At 69.6% G+C, this 20,633-nt stretch carries 19 protein-coding genes; 5 read left to right on the top strand and 14 right to left on the bottom strand.

Annotated elements, in window-relative coordinates; genetic code table 11:
- Positions 1-25 precede the first annotated feature (25 nt).
- Both QGN31_RS07180 and QGN31_RS07175 read right to left on the bottom strand, forming a co-directional pair.
- Positions 26-2,926: an MMPL/RND family transporter gene (locus tag QGN31_RS07180; protein ID WP_014385487.1), complete on the bottom strand. Its 2,901-nt coding sequence runs from the start codon at positions 2,924-2,926 to the stop codon at positions 26-28.
- Positions 2,923-3,327, bottom strand: a complete 405-nt coding sequence (locus QGN31_RS07175; RefSeq protein WP_009954349.1) for an MmpS family transport accessory protein — start codon at positions 3,325-3,327, stop codon at positions 2,923-2,925. Before QGN31_RS07175 ends, QGN31_RS07180 begins: the two co-directional genes overlap by 4 nt.
- A gap of 246 nt (positions 3,328-3,573) precedes the next feature.
- On the opposite strand from QGN31_RS07175, the gene QGN31_RS07170 reads away from it, so the two are divergent.
- Positions 3,574-4,092, top strand: coding sequence for a pyridoxamine 5'-phosphate oxidase family protein (locus QGN31_RS07170; protein ID WP_014385488.1), 519 nt, complete (start codon positions 3,574-3,576; stop codon positions 4,090-4,092).
- On the opposite strand, the gene QGN31_RS07165 is transcribed toward QGN31_RS07170, so the two are convergent.
- From QGN31_RS07165 to QGN31_RS07140, 6 genes are all read right to left on the bottom strand, one after another.
- Positions 4,089-4,700 carry a TetR/AcrR family transcriptional regulator gene (locus tag QGN31_RS07165; RefSeq protein ID WP_029384610.1) on the bottom strand — a complete coding sequence of 204 codons (612 nt, stop codon included), beginning with the start codon at positions 4,698-4,700 and terminating at the stop codon, positions 4,089-4,091. The two genes, QGN31_RS07170 and QGN31_RS07165, sit on opposite strands and share 4 nt — an antisense overlap.
- A gap of 34 nt (positions 4,701-4,734) precedes the next feature.
- Positions 4,735-5,841 carry a cystathionine gamma-lyase gene (locus QGN31_RS07160; protein WP_014385489.1) on the bottom strand — a complete coding sequence of 369 codons (1,107 nt, stop codon included), beginning with the start codon at positions 5,839-5,841 and terminating at the stop codon, positions 4,735-4,737.
- 3 nt (positions 5,842-5,844) lie between these two features.
- Positions 5,845-7,926 (bottom strand): NAD-dependent DNA ligase LigA, encoded by a 2,082-nt coding sequence (ligA, locus tag QGN31_RS07155; protein WP_014385490.1) that lies wholly within the window; start codon positions 7,924-7,926, stop codon positions 5,845-5,847.
- Between the two features lie 48 nt (positions 7,927-7,974).
- Complete coding sequence (locus QGN31_RS07150) at positions 7,975-8,310, bottom strand: ArsR/SmtB family transcription factor (protein WP_008259061.1); 336 nt, start codon at positions 8,308-8,310, stop codon at positions 7,975-7,977.
- The gene (locus QGN31_RS07145; protein WP_009954355.1) at positions 8,307-8,789 is read right to left on the bottom strand and encodes an SRPBCC family protein; all 483 of its coding nucleotides are present in this window, start codon (positions 8,787-8,789) and stop codon (positions 8,307-8,309) included. The genes QGN31_RS07150 and QGN31_RS07145 overlap by 4 nt, the downstream gene beginning before the upstream one ends.
- A gap of 64 nt (positions 8,790-8,853) precedes the next feature.
- The gene (locus tag QGN31_RS07140; protein ID WP_041785746.1) at positions 8,854-9,870 is read right to left on the bottom strand and encodes a methionine synthase; all 1,017 of its coding nucleotides are present in this window, start codon (positions 9,868-9,870) and stop codon (positions 8,854-8,856) included.
- Positions 9,871-10,023: 153 nt separating this feature from the next.
- On the opposite strand from QGN31_RS07140, the gene QGN31_RS07135 reads away from it, so the two are divergent.
- Positions 10,024-10,614: a sensor domain-containing protein gene (locus QGN31_RS07135; protein WP_179960105.1), complete on the top strand. Its 591-nt coding sequence runs from the start codon at positions 10,024-10,026 to the stop codon at positions 10,612-10,614.
- Positions 10,615-10,621: 7 nt separating this feature from the next.
- Here QGN31_RS07135 and mnmA read toward each other — a convergent pair whose 3' ends face one another.
- The 6 genes from mnmA to QGN31_RS07105 form a co-directional block, all read right to left on the bottom strand.
- On the bottom strand, positions 10,622-11,698 hold the full coding sequence (gene mnmA / locus QGN31_RS07130; RefSeq protein ID WP_014385493.1) for a tRNA 2-thiouridine(34) synthase MnmA: 1,077 nt from the start codon (positions 11,696-11,698) through the stop codon (positions 10,622-10,624).
- Positions 11,699-12,877: a cysteine desulfurase family protein gene (locus QGN31_RS07125; RefSeq protein ID WP_009954359.1), complete on the bottom strand. Its 1,179-nt coding sequence runs from the start codon at positions 12,875-12,877 to the stop codon at positions 11,699-11,701.
- A gap of 33 nt (positions 12,878-12,910) precedes the next feature.
- Positions 12,911-13,747: a lysophospholipid acyltransferase family protein gene (locus QGN31_RS07120; protein WP_014380748.1), complete on the bottom strand. Its 837-nt coding sequence runs from the start codon at positions 13,745-13,747 to the stop codon at positions 12,911-12,913.
- Positions 13,744-14,586, bottom strand: coding sequence for a GNAT family N-acetyltransferase (locus QGN31_RS07115; protein ID WP_014380749.1), 843 nt, complete (start codon positions 14,584-14,586; stop codon positions 13,744-13,746). Before QGN31_RS07115 ends, QGN31_RS07120 begins: the two co-directional genes overlap by 4 nt.
- Before the next feature lie 332 nt (positions 14,587-14,918).
- Complete coding sequence (locus QGN31_RS07110; protein WP_009955847.1) at positions 14,919-15,875, bottom strand: electron transfer flavoprotein subunit alpha/FixB family protein; 957 nt, start codon at positions 15,873-15,875, stop codon at positions 14,919-14,921.
- Between the two features lie 51 nt (positions 15,876-15,926).
- Positions 15,927-16,727, bottom strand: coding sequence for an electron transfer flavoprotein subunit beta/FixA family protein (locus tag QGN31_RS07105; protein WP_008259088.1), 801 nt, complete (start codon positions 16,725-16,727; stop codon positions 15,927-15,929).
- 229 nt (positions 16,728-16,956) lie between these two features.
- Here QGN31_RS07105 and QGN31_RS07100 point away from each other — a divergent pair, with 229 nt between their 5' ends.
- The 3 genes from QGN31_RS07100 to QGN31_RS07090 are packed head-to-tail and all read left to right on the top strand — an operon-like array spanning position 16,957 to position 20,616.
- A complete protein-coding gene (locus QGN31_RS07100; protein ID WP_014385494.1) occupies positions 16,957-17,781 on the top strand; it encodes a class I SAM-dependent methyltransferase in 825 nt (274 codons plus the stop codon).
- A complete protein-coding gene (locus QGN31_RS07095; RefSeq protein WP_009955845.1) occupies positions 17,778-19,358 on the top strand; it encodes a 1,4-alpha-glucan branching protein domain-containing protein in 1,581 nt (526 codons plus the stop codon). The genes QGN31_RS07100 and QGN31_RS07095 overlap by 4 nt, the downstream gene beginning before the upstream one ends.
- A 13-nt stretch (positions 19,359-19,371) precedes the next feature.
- A complete protein-coding gene (locus QGN31_RS07090; protein ID WP_009955843.1) occupies positions 19,372-20,616 on the top strand; it encodes a glycosyltransferase family 4 protein in 1,245 nt (414 codons plus the stop codon).
- The last annotated feature ends 17 nt before the right edge of the window (positions 20,617-20,633 follow it).

The raw sequence follows: 20,633 nt of genomic DNA, 5'->3' as shown, positions 1-20,633 counted from the left end.
GAGGGCGCGACCCGGCGCAACCAGATCAGCGGGCACCCGACGACATCGCCACCGGGTCGTCGTCCTCCCACAGCAGCAGCTGACGAACCGCCGGGCGCGAGCCGTAGGGGCGCAGCATGGTGCTGGCGGGTCGTGGCCGCACCCGCTGCGGCCACCAGAACCAGCGCCCGAGAAGCCTTGCGACAGAAGGCGTCATGAACGACCGCACGATCAGCGTGTCGAACAGCAGGCCGAGTCCGATGGTCGTGCCGATCTGGCCGAGGACCTGGAAACCGCTGAAGACGAACGCACACATGGTGACGGCGAACACGACGCCGGCCGAGGTGACCACCGAGCCCGAGCCGGCCATCGCCCGGATGATGCCGGTATTGATACCCGCACGGATCTCTTCCTTGAATCGCGAGATCAATAGCAGGTTGTAGTCGGACCCGACGGCGAGCAGCAGGATCACGGCCAGCGCCAGCACCACCCAATAGAGCTGGATGCCGAAGATGTACTGCCACACCAGAACCGATAGCCCGAACGAGGCGCCCAGCGACAGGGCCACGGTACCCACGATGACGAGCGCGGCGATCAGGCTGCGCGTGATGATCATCATGATCAGCAGGATGAGGCTCAGCGCCGCGAAGGCCACGATCATCAGGTCGTACTTGGCACCGTCCTGGATGTCCTTGTACGTCGCGGCGGTGCCGCCGAGATAGATCTGCGCGCCGGCCATCGGCGTGCCCTTCAGGGCCTCGTGCGCGGCCTTGGCCATCGGATCGATGTGCGAAATGCCTTCCGGCGTAGCGGGATCGCCCTCATGGGTGACGATCATGCGGGCGGCCTTGCCGTCCGGTGACAGGAACAGCTTCAGCCCGCGTTTGAAGTCGGGATTGTTGAACACCTCGGGCGGCAGGTAGAAGGTGTCGTCGTTCTTGGCCGCGTCGAAGGCTCGCCCCAGTGCCGTCGCGTTGTCGATCGCCGCGGCGGTCTGCGCGTAAATGCCCGACAGCGTCGCGTAATTGGCCAAGGTCAGATCGCGATTGGTCTGCTGGCTCTCGATCTGCGGCGGGATCAGCGCCGTCAGTTTCGGTTGCAACGCGTCAAGCTTGTCGAGGGAAGCGGTGAGGTTTTCGAACTTCTCGGTGAGCTGGTCGATGCCGTCGATCGCATCGAAGAGAGAGCGGAACGCGAAGCAGGCGGGAATGTCGTAACAATGCTTTTCCCAATAGAAATAGCTGCGCACCGGCCGGAAGAAATCGTCGAAATTCGCGATCTTGTCGCGCAGGTCCCGGATCGTGCCGAGCGTGTCGCGGAAACTTTCGGTTTCCTCGTGGGTGGTGCCGGCGAGCTGCTGCTGCAATACGTACTGCTGCTTCAAGATGTTGATGGTCTTGGTCAGCTCATTGGCCTGCTTGAGGGCGTCGTCGGCCCGATCGCGTTGGTAGGTCAGGTTTTGCTGTTGCGCCGCACTTTGATTGCTGACCACGAAGGCAAGCGAGCTGTGGACCAGCGGGGTTCCCAACGGCCTGGTGATGGACTGCACCTGGGCGATGCCGGGAACGTGGAACACCGCCTTGGCCACCTTGTCCAGGATGAGCATGCTCTCCGGATTACGCATGTCGTGATCCGTTTCGACCATCAGCAATTCGGGCTCGAGCCGGGCCCGCGAGAAGTGCTTCTCGGCGGCCGTGTAACCGATGTTGGCCGGTGCGCTCGCGGGCATGTATGGCCGGGTGTCGTAACTCGTCTTGTATCCGGGCAGGGCGAGCAGACCGACCAGCGCCAGCGCACACGCCGACGCCAAAACCGCGCCGGGCCAACGGACGATGGCGGTGCCGATGCGCCGCCAACCTCGCGTCCGGATCGCCCGCTTGGGGTCGAAGATCCCCACCTTGGCGCCCAAAGTGAGGATGGCCGGCCCCAGGGTGAGCGCGGCGAACAGCGCGACGAGAATGCCCAATGCCGCCGGCACACCCAGACTTTGGAAGTAGGGCAGCCGGGTGAAGCTCAGGCAGGCCACCGCACCCGCAACGGTGAGACCCGACCCCAGAACGATGTGCGTGGTGCCGTGATACATCGTGTAGAACGCGGTTTCGCGATCCTCACCGGATCCGCGCGCTTCTTGATAGCGGCCGACGAAAAATATCGCGTAGTCGGTTCCCGCGGCGATCACCAGAAGCGTCAGCAGATTCGTCGCATAGGTCGACAGCCCGATGACTCCCGCGTTGCCGAGGAACGCGACAAGGCCTCGGGCGGCTGACATTTCGATCAGGACCGTGGCGAGCACCAGCAACGTGGTGAGCACCGAGCGGTAGACGAAGAACAACATCACCGCGATCACCCCCACCGTGATCCCGGTGACCTTGGCGGTCCCCTTGCTCCCGACGTCGAACTGATCGGAGATCAGCGGCGCCGCGCCGGTCACATAGGTCTTGACGCCGGGGGGCGGCTTCATGTGTTCGACGATGTCGCGGATGGCGCCGACGCCCTCGTTGGCCAGCGCCGAGCCCTGATTGCCGGCGAGGTTGACCTGAACGTAGGCGGCCTTGCCGTCGCTGCTCTGCGATCCCGCCGCGGTGAGCGTGTCGCCCCAGTAATCCTGGACGTGCTGGACGTGTTTCTTGTCCCGCTCGATCTTTCGGATCATCTCGTCGTAAAAGCGGTGGGCGTCCGCGCCGAGCGGCTTGTCACCTTCCAGCACGATCATGGCCGAGCTGTCGGTGTCGAACTCGTGGAATTTTTCACCGATGCGCTTGATCGCCTTGAGCGACGGGGCGTCGGGCGAGTTCAGCGCCACATTATGGGTTTTCCCAACGTCTTCCAGTTGCGGCACCGCGATGTTGGTGAGGGCGGCGAGCCCCACCCAGAACAGCAGGATCGGCAGCGCGAGCCGGCGAATGGTGCGCGGCACAAAGGACCGCGGCTGTTGTTCGTTGCTCATCCAGATTTGTCCAGACAGAAGGTGTAGGCGTCGACTTTGTGAACCGTGCGTTGGTCTTTCACTTCACCGTTGACGGTGATGCGGCAGCCGAGGGTGTCCCCGTTGCCCTGCGCGACGACGTTGCCGATGACCGCGGGCTCCGTGGTGGTGATGGTGAACGACCATGGCAGGGGCGCGTCCTTGACTTGCTGCGGCTGGGCGTTGACGTCCAGGTAGTTGATGGTGGCCACCGCGCCCGGGGCGCCGAAAACCTCGAGGACCACCTGCTTGGGGTTGAACGGGACGATCTCGGCCGCCAGGCCGCTGTTGGCCGTCGTGTTGTCGTGCGAGCCGAAGATGCCGTGCAGCCGATAGATCCCGAACCCCGCGAGCGCGACGACGAGCACGCTGACGATCACCATCCACCCCCGCCTCACCAGGGGTGCTAACGAAAAGCCTTTCACCCGTTAGCCTTTCGAAAATCGGGTGACAGGGACGCGCCCGATGCGAGCGCGGCTGCCAACGTCGTCAGCGTGATCGACAGCTATGACAGTGCGGTACGGGACCGTACTCTACAAGGGGAAATTTTTCCCCTGGTCAAGTCGGGCGATGAATTCCGGCGCCGTCACCGGTCAGTCTCCGTACGAGCAATCCTGCGAGGAGTAACCATGCTGCCCGACCCGATTTCGGCAACCGACCTGAACATCTACGGCGACGCCGAGCTGCCGTGGGCCAGGGCCCTTGACGCGATGAAGGCCCTGCCGTCCGAGGAGACGCCACAGTTTCTGGGGACGGTCCGGGCGGACGGCAGCCCACACTCGGCGGGTATCGGCTCGATCGAACACGGCGGCCACATCTATTTCACCAGCGGCCCCGCGACGCTGAAATCCCGCAACCTGGCCGCCAATCCGGCCTGCACCCTGTCGTTCCGCCTTCCCGGAGTCGACCTGGTCCTCGACGGCGTAGCCCACCGGACCACCGATGTGCGCGAACTCGACGAGGTCACGGCGCGCTATCGCGACTCCGGCTGGCCCTGCGAACGCGACGGCGACGCCGTCACCGCCCCGTACAGCGCCCAGAGCGCGGGGCCGCCGCCGTGGTATTTGTACCGATTCGTGGCCCGGGGCGCTGTCGGTGTCGCAACCGCCGAGCCCCACGGGGCGACGCGTTGGCGGTTCGCGCCCTAGGCGCCGGGCCCCGCGGTCAGGCCCGGGATGAGGAACCCGTCGACGAACGCCTGCACGGTGCGACGGGTGGGCGGACGCCCGGGGATGATCGACCGGAAGATGAGGTAGCCGGGCAACAGGTCCCAGAGTTCGTCGGTGATGACGTCCTCGGTGATCTCGCCGCGGTCGACGGCCTGGTGCAGCACGTGCTGAATCATCGCCTTGCGCTGGTCGAGGAATTGATGCTGCAGGGCTTCGTTGAGTGCGGGGTGCCGCGACACCTCGACCATCACCGCGCGGATGGTGCTGGCGTGCTGCCCGCACTCGACGGCGATGGTCTCCCCCAGGCTCAGCAGGTCGCCGCGCAACGTGCCCGTATTCGGCGGGACGGCCACCTGGCGGACGCCTTCGATGAAGGCGGCCAACACCAGTTCGGCCTTGGACGGCCAGCGCCGGTACACCGTGGCCTTGCTGGCGCGGGCGGCATTGGCCACCGCGTCAACCGCCAGCTGGTCATAGCCGTGTTCCTGCAGCAGCCGCAGGGTCACCGCCAGGATCTCGGCCTCGCGCGGCGACCACGGCGATGCCTGCGCGCACTCCTCGGCCGTCTGGGTCATAGAACCCACGATAGAGCCGCCCGGGCGGTGCGGCATGTATATGTCGTTATCGGGAGGTCATGAGCGCGTGTTCGATGTCGGCGACAAGGTCGTCGGTGTCCTCGATGCCCAGCGAGATGCGCGCGAACCCGTCGGCGACCGGGTCGCCCCAGCGTGCCCGCCGATCCACCGACGTGTGCAGGCCCCCGAAGCTGGTGGCGGCGATCAGCAGCTCGCTGGCGTCGACGAGGGCGTGCACCGCCGCGGCGTCGGCCAGTTCGACCCAGAGCAGGCCGCCGAATCGGCGCATCTGCGCCATGGCGACGGGATGCGCCGGATCCTGCGCCAACCCCGGGTAGCGCACGGCCCGCACCGCCGGGTGGCCGGCCAACATCGTCGCCACCGCCCGGGCGTTCTGGCATTGGCGCTCGAATCGCAGTCCGGCAGTTTCCAGGCTGCGCAACAGAAGCCACGCCTCGAACCCGCCCAGGACCGCGCCGGCGAGCAGGCGTTGGCGCTCGGCGGCGGCGAGTAACTCGGACTGACTGGTTGCGACATAGCCGGCCAGCAGGTCGCTGTGACCGGACAGGGCCTTGGTGGCGCTGGCCACCACCGCGTCGGCGCCCAGCGACAGCGGCTGCTGACCCAGCGGCGTGGCGGCGGTGTTGTCGACGACCAGGCGTGCGCCGCGGCCGTGGCAGATGGTGGCCAGCCGGTGCAGGTCGACCACGTCGAGCGCCGGATTGGTGGGGGTCTCGGCGAGCACCACGTCGGCTTGCGCGGCGGCGTCATAGATCTGCGAGCTCGACGCCGCGACGACCGTGACCCCCGCGAGCGCCAGATCCTCGGTGGCGTGACGGCGCACCTGGTAGTAGCCGTCGGCCGGCACCACCACCGTCGACCCGGGCGGCGCCCAGGCCCGCAACACCGCGCTCACGGCCGCCATCCCCGAGCCGAACACCACCGCACCCGCCGCCCCCTCCAGCTCGGCGAGGGCCGATTCGAGTTGCCGCCACGTCGGGTTGGAGCTGCGGCCGTAGCTGTCCAGGGTTTCGTCGGCCGAAAGGTGATACGTGGCGGCGAGCACCGGCTGCGGCGCGACGGGCTGGCCCGAAACCGCTTGGGAATTCACGGCTTTGAGGCTGCGGGTGGAATCGCCGTACCGGCCGCTCATCGGTTATTCCGCCGGTGTTTTTTGCGGACCGTCGGCCAGCAGCCGCCGGAAGCCGTCCTCGTCGAGGACGGGCACCCCCAGCTCGACGGCCTTGTCGTACTTCGACCCCGGCGAATCCCCGGCCACGACGTAGTCGGTCTTCTTCGACACCGACCCGGCGGCCTTGCCCCCGCGCGCCAGGATCGCCTCCTTGGCGTCGTCGCGCGAAAAGCCGGCGAGCGACCCGGTGACCACCACCGTCAGGCCCTCGAGGGTGCGCGGCACGCTGGTGTCGCGCTCGTCGGCCATCCGCACGCCGGCGGCGCGCCACTTGTCGACGATCGCGCGGTGCCAGTCGACGGTGAACCATTCGGTGAGCGCGGCGGCGATCGTCGGGCCCACACCCTCGACCGCCGCGAGCCGCTCCGTCGAGGCCGACATGATGGCGTCCAGGTCGCCGAACTCGGTCGCCAGGGCGCGCGCCGCCGTCGGCCCGACGTGGCGGATGGACAACGCCACCAAAACCCGCCACAGCGCAACCTTTTTGGCCTTGTCCAGGTTGTCGAGCAGCCGTCTGCCGTTGGCGGACAAGGTGCCCGCCTTGGTCCGAAAGAGCTCGGTGCGCAACAGGTCGTCCTCGGTCAGCGTGAACAGGTCGCCCTCGTCGGCGATCACTTCGGCCTTGAGCAGCGCGATGGCGGCCTCGTAGCCGAGCCCCTCGATGTCGAACGCCCCGCGACCCGCGACGTGGAACACCCGCTCCCGCAGTTGCGCCGGGCAGGACCGGGCATTGGGGCAGCGGATGTCGGCGTCGCCCTCCTTGGCCGGTGCCAGCGGGGTGTCGCACTCGGGACACGTTGTGGGCATGACGAATTCGCGTTCGGAGCCGTCGCGCAGGTCGACGACGGGGCCCAGCACCTCCGGGATGACGTCGCCGGCTTTGCGGATCATCACGGTGTCTCCGATCAGCACGCCCTTGCGCTTGACCTCCGCGGCGTTGTGCAGGGTGGCCAGCCCGACGGTGGACCCGGCCACCTTCACCGGCGTCATGAAGGCAAAGGGCGTGACGCGCCCGGTGCGCCCGACGTTGACGCGGATGTCGAGCAGCTTGGTCTGCGCCTCCTGAGGCGGGTACTTGTAGGCGACGGCCCAGCGCGGCGCGCGCGACGTGGTGCCGAGCCTGCGCTGCAACGCGACGTCGTCGACTTTGACCACCACGCCGTCGATCTCGTGCTCGAGGTCGTAGCGGTGCTCTCCCCAGTAGCCGATCCGCTCCTCGACCGCGGCGAGGCCGCGCACGCGTGCCGTCTGTTCGGCCACCGGCAGCCCCCAGGCCTTCAGCGCGGCGTAGGCCTCGTGCTGGGTCTTCGGGGCGAACCCTTCGGTGCGGCCGATGCCGTGGCAGATCATCCGCAGCTTGCGCCGGGCGGTGACGGCCGGGTTCTTCTGGCGCAGCGACCCGGCGGCGCTGTTGCGCGGGTTGGCGAACGGGGCCTTGCCGTCCTCGACCAGGCTGGCGTTGAGCGCCTCGAAATCGGCGAGCAGGAAGAACACCTCGCCGCGCACCTCCAGCAGGGACGGCGTCGGGAAGTCCTTGGCGGCGGACAGCCGCTCGGGCACGTCGTCGATGGTGCGCGCGTTGAGCGTCACGTCCTCACCGACGCGGCCGTCGCCGCGGGTCGCGGCGCGTTCCAGCCGGCCGTCGCGGTACACCAGTGAGAGCGCGACCCCGTCGATCTTGAGTTCGCACAGGTAATGCGGTTCCTTGCCGACCTCGTTCTCGACGCGATTGCTCCAGGCCACCAGCTCGTCGCGGTCGAAGACGTCGTCGAGGCTCAGCATGCGTTCCAGGTGCTGCGCCTCGGCGAAGTCGGTGGCGAAGCCCGCGCCGCCGACCAGCTGGGTCGGCGAATCGGCGACCCGCAGCTCCGGGTGGCGCTCCTCCAGCGCGAGGAGCTCGTTGAACATCGTGTCGAATTCGGCGTCCGAGATGATCGGCGCGTCCTTGATGTAGTAGCGGAACTGGTGTTCCCGGACCGCTTCGGCCAGGTCCTGCCACTGCCGCCGGACCTCGGGCGCTACCGAATCAGCTTCTGCTGAGCTCACCTTGGCAGGCTATCCGAGGACACCGACGCAAAACCCGGCGCGCTCGACTCAATCCTCCACTCCGTCTTCCACGAAGGACCGCAACCGATCCAGGGCCGCATCCCACCGGCGGGACAACTGGTCGAGGTAGTCGCTGGCCGACGCCAGCGGCCCGGTCTGCACCGTCCACACGCGCTCGCGCCCCCGCCGGCTGCTGGTGACCAGCCCGACCGACTCCAACAGCTGCAGGTGCTTGCTCGCCGCCTGCCGGGTGACCGGGACGACGCTGGTGACCTGCGACGTCGAGCTCGGGCCCTGATCGCAGAGCCGCACGATGATGCGCAGCCGGTTCGGGTCACCGAGCGCACCGAAGATCGGGGCGCCGACGGCGACTCGTCCGCTCATACCCGGACGCCCTCGATGTACTTGCGCACCAGCGTGGTCTGGATCGCCCAGCCTTCGCCGTTCGCCTCGAACGACGCGCCGCGGCGGGCCTCCGGAATGGCCTCGAAACCGGATTCGGTGATGGTCAGCAGCACCCCGTCGGACTGCTCGGCGAGGGTGAACTCGACCAGCGTGGTCGGCTCGCCCTCATAGTCGACCTCCGGGTCGATGGCGAAGGGATGCCAGCGGTAGGCGAACCGCCGCCGCGGCTCGACGGCGACGATCTGCCAGGTGCTCGTCACGCCCGCGTGCGACTGTTGGCGCTTGGCGACCTCGCCGTCGACGGTGGTCGGGCTGATCGCCGCGGTCACCGATGTCCCGGCGACGAACGGCCCGTCGAAGCGCACCCCGAACCAGCGGCCGAACTCCTCGGCGTCGCTGATGGCCCGCCACACCCGCTCCAGCGGCGCGCGCAGCACCACCTGCTTTTCGATCTTCATATGCAACCTCCTGGTTGCCTATTAGTTCAGCACGGCGCGGTATGAAGAGCAACCCCTCGGTTGCCTATTTGATGGCGTCGGGATCCTCGGCGAACATCTGGGCGGCCTTGCGGGCTAGCTCGATCGCGGTGCGGGCCCACGCGGGGGTGGCGCCGGCCAGACCACAGGCCGGGGTGACGCCGATGCGTTCGCGCAGCGCCGAGCGGGCGAAGCCGAGGCGATCGGTCACCGCGACCACACCACCGGCGACCTCCTCGGCCGACAGCCGCCGCGCCGGGGCGCTAGCGGGGACGACGCCCAGCACGACGGCGCGGTCGGACTCGACGAACGCGGCGATGCCGTCGAGATCCGCCGCGCTCAAGGCGCCCGGATCGACCGAGACCGCGCTGAATGCGCTGCGCTGCAACAGGTCCCAGGGCACGCCGGGTGCACAGCAGTGCAGCGCCACCTCGCCGCCCACCGTCTCGGCGCAGGCGTCGAGCAGGCCGCCGGCCACCGCCTCGTCGAGCGGCGCGACCGGACTGAGCGCCGTCACCCCGCTCAACGCGCCCCCCAACGCTTTTGGCAGCGACGGCTCGTCGAACTGGACGACCACCGGCGTCTCGAGGCGCCGCGACAGCTGAGCACGATGCGCGGCGACGCCTTCGGCCAACGACGACGTGAGGTCGCGCAGCGCGCCGGGGTCGGTGATCGCCCGGTGCCCGTTGGCCAGCTCGATCTCGGCGGCCAGCGTGATGGGGCCCGGCGCTTGCACCTTGACCACGCGGCCGTCATTGCGCAGGCCGGCGGCCTCCCAGGCCTCTTCCAGCGCGTCCATGTCCTCGTCGAGGAGGCTGATGGCGCGGCGGGTGACCGCGCCCGGACGGGCGACGAGGCGGTACCCGCGCGGCACCGTGTCGATGGCGACGTCGACCAGCAGCGCCCCGGCCCGGCCCAGCAGGTCGGCGCCCACCCCGCGGGCGGGCAGTTCGACGATGTGCGGCAGCGCCCCCGCCAATTCGCCAACGATCACGGCGGCGGCCTCCCGCGCCGCGATGCCCGGCCAGGAACCGACGCCACTGGGCCCCGCGAAAACACTCACCGGCCAACCGTATTCGACGTCGCCCGGGCCGCCGGTCGGCAGGGGCTGTGTGCCGAGGGTCCCCGCGGGTAGGTTCAACCGCAGAGGGGTGCAAAAACGGTGTCGCAGAGGACGAAGTGGGCGAGGCTACCGCTGTGGTGCGGGGCGGTGCTGATGGCGGTGTCGTGCACCCGGGTGGTGGACGGCGCGGCGCTCGCGGGTCCTGACAACAACCGCAGGGTGGTGCAGGGCGTCAATGTCGACACGATCCTGCTGGACCAGTCGCGGATGCGTGCGATCACCGGCGCCGGTGAGCACCTGACCATCATTCCCTCGATGGACGGCACCAGCCCGGTGAACATCGACGCGCTGGCCCAGACCGCGCCGCGGGAGTGCCGGTTCATCTACGACGAGACCGCGACCTTCGGGACCGATCTCGAGGCGTTTCACAAGACGACCTTTCAGGACCCGCCCGACGGCGCGTTGATCTCGGAGGGCGCGGCGGCCTATCGCGACGCCGACTCCGCGCGGACCGCCTTCAATGCCCTGGTGGGCACCGTCGGGGACTGCGCGAACGGCTCGGGTGGGCAGCTCTACGTCGGCGAGTGGAACGCCGACGGCACCTCGCTGCACCTGCGGCCCGGCGGTTGCGGCCGCGACTACCGGATCCTGTCGGTGGCCATGCTGGAGGTCACGTTCTGCGGCTTCGCGCAATCGGTGTCCGACATCGTGATGACGAACATCGCCGCGAACGTGCCGCGCTAGTTCGCGATCAGCGCGACGTCGCGGCGATGACGGCGCTGCCGAGCACCTCGTCCCCGTCGGGGTCGGGCCGGTACAGCACCAGCGTCTGGCCCGGCGCGACGCCGCGCAGCGGGACGCGCAACCGCACGACGAGTTCGCCGCCGGCGAGTTCGGCCACGGCGTCGGCCGTCTCACCGTGCGCGCGCACCTGAACCGCGCACTCGATCGGCCCCGACGGCGTCACACCCGAGGTGAATACCGGTGCCCGCCCGGTCAATTCGCGCACTTCGAGATCGGCCGCGTCCCCCACCCGCACGGTCGCGGTCTCGGCGTCGATCGCGGTCACGTAGCGCGGGCGACCGTCGGGGCCGGGCCCGCCGATGCCGAGACCCTTGCGTTGCCCGATGGTGAAGCCGTGCACGCCGTCGTGCTCGGCGAGCACCGTCCCGTCCGCATTGACCACGGCGCCGCGGCGAACCCCGATGCGTGAGCCCAAAAAGGCTCGGGTGTCGCCCGACGGGATGAAGCAGATGTCGTGACTGTCCGGCTTTTCGGCGACGGCCAGGCCGCGGCGGGCGGCTTCGGCGCGGATCTGTGACTTGGGGGTGTCGCCGATCGGGAACGCGGCGTGGCGCAGCTGCTCGGCGCTCAGCACGGCCAGCACGTAGGACTGGTCCTTGTCGTGGTCCACGGCGCGGCGCAGCCGACCGCCGGAAAGCCGGGCGTAGTGGCCGGTGGCCACCGTGTCGAACCCGAGCGCAACGGCTCTCGCCGACAGGGCCGAGAACTTGATCTTCTGATTGCACACCACGCACGGGTTGGGCGTCTCGCCGCGCGCATAGGACGACACGAATTCGTCGATGACGTCCGCCTGGAACTTTTCCGCGAAATCCCAGACGTAGAACGGTATTCCGAGCACGTCGGCGACCCGCCGCGCGTCCGAGGCGTCCTCTTTCGAGCAGCAGCCGCGCGAGCCGCTGCGCAGCGTGCCGGGCGAGGACGACAGCGCCAGGTGCACGCCCACCACGTCGTGTCCGGCGTCGACCATCCGGGCCGCGGCGACCGACGAGTCGACGCCACCGCTCATGGCTGCAAGCACCTTCACTTAGGACGCCCCCGCCGCGGCCAGGGCCGCCCGACGCGCCCGCTCCACCGCCCCGGGCAGCACCCGCAGCACCGCATCGACGTCGGCGTCAACACTGGTGTGCCCCAATGAGAGTCGCAGCGACCCGCGGGCGCTGGTCGGGTCGGCTCCCATGGCCATCAGCACGTGCGAGGGCTGCGCGACACCGGCGGTGCACGCCGAACCGGTCGAGCACTCGATTCCGTTGGCGTCCAGGAGCATCAACAGCGCATCGCCCTCGCAACCGCGGAACGTGAAGTGCGCGTTGCCGGGAAGGCGCAGCGGGTCGCGGGCACCGTTGAGGCTGACGTCCTCGATGCCGCCGAGCACCCCGTCGACCAGCCGGTCCCGCAGCGCCCGCAGCCGGGCGCTGTTGACCTCGAGCCCGTCGATCGAGATCCGGGCCGCCGCGGCCATTCCGACCGCACCGGCGACATCGGCCGTCCCCGAACGGATGTCGCGCTCCTGGCCGCCGCCGTGTGCGAGCGGCACGCACGCGACGTCGCGGCGCAACAGCAGCGCACCCACGGCCGCGGGGCCCCCGAACTTGTGCGCGGTCACGCTCATCGCCGACAGCCCGCTGGCGGCGAAGTCCACCGGCAACTGCCCCACCGCCTGAATGGCATCGCTGTGCATCGGCACCCCGAATTCGGCTGCGACGGCGGCGAGTTCGGCGACGGGCAGCACGGTGCCGACCTCGTTGTTGGCCCACATGACCGAGACCAGCGCGACATCGTCGTGGTGGGTGAGCACCTCGCGCAGCGCCGCCGCCGACACCGAGCCGTCGGGCGCGGTCGGCAACCACGTCACTTCGGCTCCCTCGTGCTCGACGAGCCAATTGACCGAGTCCAGCACGGCGTGGTGTTCGACCTCGCTGGTGACGATGCGCCGGTGCCGCGGCTCGGCGTCGCGCCGGGCCCAGTAGATGCCCTTGACGGCCAGGTTGTCGCTCTCGGTGCCGCCGGCGGTGAAGATCACCTCCGAGGGACGCGCCCCCAGCTTGTCGGCAATCAGTTCTCGGGATTCCTCGATGCGGCGCCGCGCCGCCCGGCCGCTGGTGTGCAGCGAGGAGGCGTTGCCCACCGTGCCCAGCACAGCCGTCATCGCCTCGACGGCGGCGGGGTGCATCGGGGTGGTGGCGGCGTGATCCAAATAGACCATGACGCGACCCACGATACCGGCCCACCGGTGGGCTCAGGCCACCAGCACGCGCCCGTGACCAGCGCCCCGGGCCGTTCCGGCGCCCACCGCCGACTGGCAGCGGCCGGCCAGGGCACGCCGATCGGTCCCCGGGAGCTGCAGCGACTCGACGTGCACCCGCGCCAGCGTGCGGCGCTGCGCGAGCAGCCGGCGGATCGAGCCCAGCAGGGTCTCGTCGCCGACGAAGGCCGGCACCGTCGAGAGGCCGCCATCGATGTGGTGGTAGGTCAGCCGCAGGGGCTGCACCGGCCGTCCGGCATCGATCGCGGCCTGGAACATGGCCGGATAGAACGCCCCGCAGTCGCGACCACACCACGTGGTGCCCTCCGGAAACGCCACCACCGTCTGCCCGGCGCGCAGCCGGTGGGCGACGGCGTCCACCACGCCGGGCAGCCGCCGCAAACTGGACCGCTCGATCGGGATGACCTTGCAGACGCGGGCCACGATCGCGGTCGCCGGCCCGCTGAACATGTCGGCACGGGCGACGAACGACCCGGGCAACACCGAGCCGATCGCGAAGACGTCGAGCCACGACATGTGCGGGCTGACCACCAGCACACCGCGCAGGTTGCGAATCGGGTTGCCCGACACCGCAATCCGGACACCGAAGCAGCGCAGCACCAGCCGGCAATAGATGCGCTGCACGCGGGTGCGGCCCGGCAGTGGCAGGGCCAGCAGCGGCAGCCCCGGCGCGAGCAGCAGCGCCAGCAGCAGGCGAAGCGTGACCCGCAGCGCCACCAGCGGCGGCGGGCAGGCGACCGCGTCGCCGGGGCGCACGCAGCCGGCGCCGCACGAGGCGCGCGGTAGCCAGGAGTGCGCGATGCCGGTCATTTCCCCGCCATCTCCGCGGCGGCCGACACCGAGCGGAGGCGTTTCAGGTATCGGGTGTCGGCGTGCTGTTTGCCCAGCAGCACGCAGAAGTCACCGACACCGAAATCCGGGTCGTGCGCGGGCTCCCCGCACACCCGCGCGCCCAGCCGCAGGTAGCCGCGCAGCAGCGCCGGAACCGAGGGCCGCGCGGGCGCCGGGATGTCGTCGAGCGCGGTCCCGTCGACGACGACGGGGCGGTGTGGCCGCACCCGGTGGTGCGCGGGCGCGCCGTGACGGGCCAGGATGACGTCGCGGACGCCGCGCAGCCGGCTGCCCGGCGGTTGATCGTCGGCCTCGTCGCCGATGGGCACCGACACGCACCCGGTGACGTGGTCGTAGCCGTAGCGGTCGAGGTAAGCCAGGATGCCCGCCCACATCAGCAGCACCACGCCGCCGTTGCGGTGCCCGTCGCGCACCACGGCGCGCCCCATCTCGACCAGGGACGGCCGCAGCGGGTCGAACGCGCGGATGTCGAATTCCGTGGCGGTGTAGAGCCCGCCGGCCGCGATGGCGCCCGCCGGCGCCAGCATGCGGTAGCAGCCCACCAGCTCACCGGTGTTGTCGTCCCGGACCAGCAGGTGGTCGCAGAACTCGTCGAAGCGGTCCTCGTCGCGCCGGTCCGATCCGTGCCCGCCGTCCGGCGGCAGGGCGAAGCCCGGGGTGCTGGTGAAGACGTCATACCGGAGTCGCTGCGCCGCTTCGATCAGGCCGGGATCGGTGGACAGCAACAGCGAGTAGCGCGGCGTGGTCGACGCGCCGCTGAGCTTGTCGGCGGGGATGAGGACAGAAGCGATGCTCATGAGACACAACGTGGCGTAGCCGGTGAGCGGGTCGGCATCGGCGCTGTGACGTGTCGGTGCACGTCAGATGACGAAATGAGACCGAGCCAACCGACGACGCGGGGGCGCCGTCGTCCCATCCGTCACTCGGATCACTGGAAGGCGGGAGGAGCTTTGTGCCCACCTCCGAGCGACAACGACGGCCGCCGTTGCGGTTGTCGCTCGGAGGTGGGCACAACGGCACATCCCCCTGGGCCGGGGACTGGTGGGGCCGGTGTGACGCACCGGACGGGCGTGGCACACAAGAAAGCCCCCGGCGCCGCGGCGCCGGGGGCTCTTCGAGGCCGAGAAGCTCAGCCCTTGCGTGCCTTGATCGCGTCGGTCAGCTGCGGGGCGACCTTGAACAGGTCGCCCACCACGCCGTAGTCGGCGATCTCGAAGATGGGTGCCTCTTCGTCCTTGTTGACCGCGACGATGGTCTTGGACGTCTGCATCCCGGCGCGGTGCTGGATCGCACCGGAGATGCCCAGCGCGATGTAGAGCTGCGGCGAGACCGTCTTACCCGTCTGGCCCACCTGGAACTGGCCCGGGTAGTAGCCGGAGTCGACGGCGGCACGAGACGCGCCGACGGCCGCGCCGAGCGAGTCGGCCAGGGCCTCGACCACGCTGAAGTTCTCCGCGCTGCCCACGCCGCGACCGCCGGAGACCACGATGGTGGCCTCGGACAGCTCGGGGCGGTCACCGGCGACCGCGGGCTCGCGGGCGGTGATCTTGGTGGCGTTCTCGGCGGGGGCCGGGACCTCGACGGTGACCTGCTCGCCGGCTCCGGCGGACGGCTCGGCGTCGACGGCGCCGGCGCGCAGGGTGATCACCGGGGTGTCGCCGTTGGCCTGGGCCTCGACGGTGAACGCGCCACCGAAGATCGAGTGGATGGCCTTGGGGCCCTCCTTGACCTCGACCACGTCGACCAGCAGACCGGAACCGATCCGGGCCGCGAGCCGGCCGGCGATTTCCTTGCCGTCGGCGTTGGCGGCCAGCAGCACGGCCGCGGGCGCGTTCGACTCGGCCAGCGCGGCAAGCACGTCGACCACCGGGGTGATCAGGTACTTGTCCACGTCGTCGGACTCGGCGACGTAGATCTTGGCGGCGCCGGCCTCCTTCAGCCCGTCGGCCAGCGGGGCGGCCGTCCCCGGCGCCCCGACCACGACGGCGGAGGGCTCGCCCAGCGCGCGGGCGGCGGTGATCAATTCGGAGGTGACCTTCTTCAGCGCACCTTCGGCGTGCTCCACGAGCACCAATACTTCAGCCATGGTTATATCGCTCTTCTCGTCTCAGGAATGGTCTTCGATGGGGTGCTCGAATTAGATGATCTTCTGGGCGACCAGGTACTGGGCGACCTGGTTGCCGCCCTCGCCCTCGTCGGTGACCTTCTCACCCGCGGTCTTCGGCGGCTTCGGCGTCGACGACAGCACGGTGGATCCGGCGTTGGCCAGCCCGACCTCGTCGCTTTCGACCCCGATCTCGGCCAAGGTCAGCACCGTGACCTCTTTCTTCTTGGCGGCCATGATGCCCTTGAACGACGGGAAGCGCGGCTCGTTGATCTTCTCGGTGACGCTGACGACCGCGGGCAGCGTGGCCTCGAGGTTGAAGACGCCGTCGTCGGTCTCGCGCTCGCCGGTCACCTTGTCGCCCTCGAGGGAGAGCTTGCGCACGTGGGTGAGCTGCGGCAGGCCCAGGTACTCGGCGATGATGGCCGGGACCGCCCCGCCGGTGCCGTCGGTGGCCTCGTTACCGGCGATCACCAGCTCGGTGCCCTCGATGGTGCCCAGCGCGCGGGCCAGCGCCCACCCGGTCTGCACCACGTCGGAGCCGTGCAGGCCGTCGTCCTTGAGGTGGACGGCCTTGTCGGCGCCCATCGACAGGGCCTTGCGGATCGCTTCGGTGGCGCGCTCGGGACCCGCGGTCAGCACGGTCACCGACCCCTCGACGCCGTCGGCGGCTTCCTTCTCCCGGATCTGCAGGGCCTCTTCTACCGCGCGCTCGTTGATCTCGTCCAGCACCGCGTCGGCGGCCTCGCGGTCCAGCGTGTAATCGCCGTCTGTCAGCTTGCGCTCTGACCAAGTGTCTGGGACCTGCTTAATCAGGACCACGATGTTCGTCATGAGTGTGGTTCGTCCTCCTCGAAGGGGTCCGCAGCGCTCGACTGCGAGACCTCGGTACGCGTTTTTCGCAACGCACAGCCGTGTTACTACCCGGTAACTTTGTGCGGTATGCCTTCACACCATAGCTGGTAGTGCTGCAGGTTCTTGCGGCCCGCCTCCCCCTGCGCGCGCGGGGTTACCCACTTGTGTGGTTCGCGAATCCGACACTTCGCGTTAGCCTGCCTATGCAATGAGCGCACCGGTACCTGACCTCCCCCCGCACACCCCCGGCGTCACCGCGTCGGTGGGCGACGCGGTGATGATGCTGACGGGCGAGCGCACCATCCCGGGTTTGGACATCGAAAACTACTGGTTTCGGCGCCACGAGGTGGTCTACCAGCGGCTTGCCGAGCGCTGCGTGGGCCGCGAGGTGCTCGAGGCGGGCTGCGGCGAGGGATACGGCGCCGACCTGATCGCCGGCGTCGCTCGCCGCGTCATCGCGGTGGACTACGACGAGTCCGCCGTGGCCCACGTCCGCGCCCGCTACCCCCGGGTGGACGTCATGCAGGCCAACCTCGCGCGGCTCCCGCTGCCCGATTCGTCGGTGGACATTGTGGTCAACTTCCAGGTCATCGAGCATCTGTGGGACCAAACACAATTCGTCGCCGAGTGCGCGCGGGTGCTGCGACCGTCGGGGCTGCTGATGATGTCGACGCCCAACCGGATCACCTTCTCGCCCGGGCGCGACACCCCGATCAACCCGTTCCACACCCGCGAACTCAACGCCGACGAGATGGCTGAGCTGCTCATCGCCGGCGGTTTTTCGGACGTGTCGATCAGCGGCCTGTTCCACGGTCCGCGGCTGCAGGAGATGGACGCCCGGCACGGCGGTTCGATCATCGACGCGCAGATCGCGCGCGCGGTAACCGACGCCCCGTGGCCACCCGACCTGGCGGCGGACGTCGCCGCGGTCACCACCGACGACTTCGAACTCGTAGAAAGCGGATCCGGCGCGGCGACCGGCCGGCACATCGACGACAGCCTCGACCTGATCGCAATCGCGGTAGCGCCGTGAACTCGACGCCAGACCGGGTCCCCGGCCTGTTCACCCTGGTTTTGCACACCCATCTTCCGTGGCTGGCCCACCACGGCCGCTGGCCGGTCGGTGAGGAATGGCTGTATCAATCCTGGGCGGCGGCCTACCTGCCGCTGATGCGCGTGCTGAACACGCTGGCCGGCGAGGACCGCCAGGGACTGATCACGCTCGGCGTCACGCCGGTGGTGAACGCGCAACTCGACGACCCGTATTGCCTTGGCGGCATGCATCATTGGCTGGCGAACTGGCGGCTGCGCGCAGCCGAGGCGGCCAGTGTGCGGTCGATTCCCCGATCGAAGTCGGCCGGCTATCAGTCGTGCACGCCGGAGGCGTTGCGCGCCTTGGGGATTCGCGAGGAGGCGGAGGCCGAGAACGCCCTTGAGGACTTCGCCACCCTATGGCGGCACGGCGGCAGCGCGCCGCTGCGCGGGTTGCTCGACGCCGGCACGGTGGAGCTGCTCGGCGGGCCGCTGGCCCACCCGTTCCAACCGCTGCTCGCCCCCCGCCTGCGCGAGTTCGCCCTGCGCGAGGGGCTGGCCGACGCCGGGCAGCGGCTGGCGCACACCCCCACCGGCATCTGGGCGCCCGAATGCGCGTACGCGCCCGGGCTCGAACACGACTACGCCGCCGCCGGGGTCACGCACTTCATGGTCGACGGCCCGTCACTGCACGGCGACACTGCGCTGGGCCGGCCCGTCGGCGACACCGACGTGGTGGCGTTCGGGCGCGACCTGCAGGTCAGCTACCGGGTGTGGTCGCCGAAGTCCGGCTACCCCGGGCACGCCGCCTATCGCGATTTCCACACCTATGACCACCTCACCGGGCTCAAGCCGGCCAGGGTCACCGGCCGCAACGTGCCCTCGGAAGGCAAGGCGCCCTACGACCCCGAGCGGGCCGACCACGCCGTCGACATTCACGTCGCCGACTTCGTCGAGACGGTCCGCAACCGCCTGACGAGCGAGTCCGCGCGCATCGGGCGGCCCGCGCATGTGATCGCCGCCTTCGACACCGAGCTGTTCGGCCACTGGTGGTACGAGGGCCCGACCTGGTTGGAGCGGGTGCTGCGCGCCCTGCCCGAGGCCGGCGTGCGGGTGGGCACCCTGACCGACGCGATCGCCGACGGCTTCGTCGGTAGCCCGGTGGCCCTGCCGCCCAGCTCGTGGGGTTCGGGCAAGGACTGGCAGGTGTGGGCCGGCGACCAGGTCGCCGACCTGGTGCAGCTCAACAACGAAGTGGTCGACACCGCGCTGAGCACCGTCGACAAGGCGCTGTCCCAAACCGCGACGCTGGACGGGCCCATCCCCCGCGACCACGTCGCCGACCAGATCCTGCGCGAAACCTTGCTGACGGTCTCCAGCGACTGGCCGTTCATGGTGAGCAAGGATTCGGCCGCCGACTACGCCCGCTACCGCGCCCACCTGCACGCGCACGCCACCCGTGAGATCGCGGGGGCGCTGGCGTCCGGGCGGCGCGACACCGCGCAGCGCCTGGCGGAGGGGTGGAACCGCGCGGACGGACTCTTCGGCGCCCTCGACGCCCGCAGGTTGCCCCGATGAGGTGGACCACGAAGTGAAGATCCTGATGGTGTCGTGGGAGTACCCGCCGGTGGTCGTCGGCGGGCTCGGCCGGCACGTCCACCACCTGTCCACCGCGCTGGCGGCCGCAGGTCACGACGTCGTGGTGCTGTCACGCCGACCCACCGGGACCGATCCCCGCAGCCATCCGTCGTCCGACCAGATCAGCGAGGGTGTTCGGGTGATCGCGGCCGCGCAGGATCCGCACGAGTTCACCTTCGGCACCGACATGATGGCCTGGACGCTCGCGATGGGGCATTCCATGGTCCGCGCCGGGCTGAGCCTGAAGAAACCCGGCAGCAGCCACGCGTGGCGGCCCGACGTCGTGCACGCCCACGACTGGCTGGTGGCCCATCCGGCGATCGCGCTGGCCCAATTCTATGACGTGCCAATGGTTTCCACGATCCACGCGACCGAGGCCGGTCGGCATTCCGGCTGGGTCAGCGGCGCGCTCAGCCGTCAGGTGCACGCGGTCGAGTCCTGGCTGGTGCGCGAATCCGATTCGCTGATCACCTGTTCGGGGTCGATGGCCGACGAGATCACCGAACTGTTCGGTCCGGGGCTGGCCGAGATCACCGTGATCTGCAACGGCATCGAGACGGCGCGGTGGCCGTTCGCGGCGCGGCGGCCGCGCACGGGGCCGGCCGAACTGCTTTACCTGGGGCGGCTGGAGTACGAAAAGGGGGTGCACGACGTCATCGCCGCGCTCCCGCGGGTCAGGCGCACCCACCCGGGCACCACGCTGACCATCGCCGGCGAGGGCACCCAGCAGGGCTGGCTCATCGAGCAAGCCCGTAAACACCGGGTGTTCAAGGCGATTCGGTTCGTCGGGCACCTCGAGCACGCGGAGCTGTTGGCCGTACTGCATCGCGCCGACGCCGCGGTGTTGCCCAGCCACTACGAGCCGTTCGGCATCGTGGCGCTCGAGGCGGCCGCGGCCGGCACTCCCCTGGTGACGTCGAACATCGGCGGGCTGGGCGAGGCGGTGATCGACGGTCGGACCGGCGTATCGTGCCCGCCCCGGGACGTGACCCGGCTGGCCGCGGCGATTCGCACCGTCCTCGACGATCCGCGCGCCGCGCAACAACGCGCCCGGGCCGCCCGCGAACGCCTCACGTCCGACTTCGATTGGCATACGGTGGCCGACAAGACCGCGCAGGTCTATCTGTCGGCCAAGCGCGGCGAGCGGCAGCCGCAGGCGCGGCTCCCCATCGTCGAACACGCCTTGCCGGACCGGTAGCGAGCTTTCTAACGTTT

Source organism: Mycobacterium sp. 2-64, from assembly GCF_035918375.1.
GTDB lineage: Bacteria > Actinomycetota > Actinomycetes > Mycobacteriales > Mycobacteriaceae > Mycobacterium > Mycobacterium intracellulare.
This window is presented reverse-complemented; position numbering and strand designations above follow the sequence as displayed.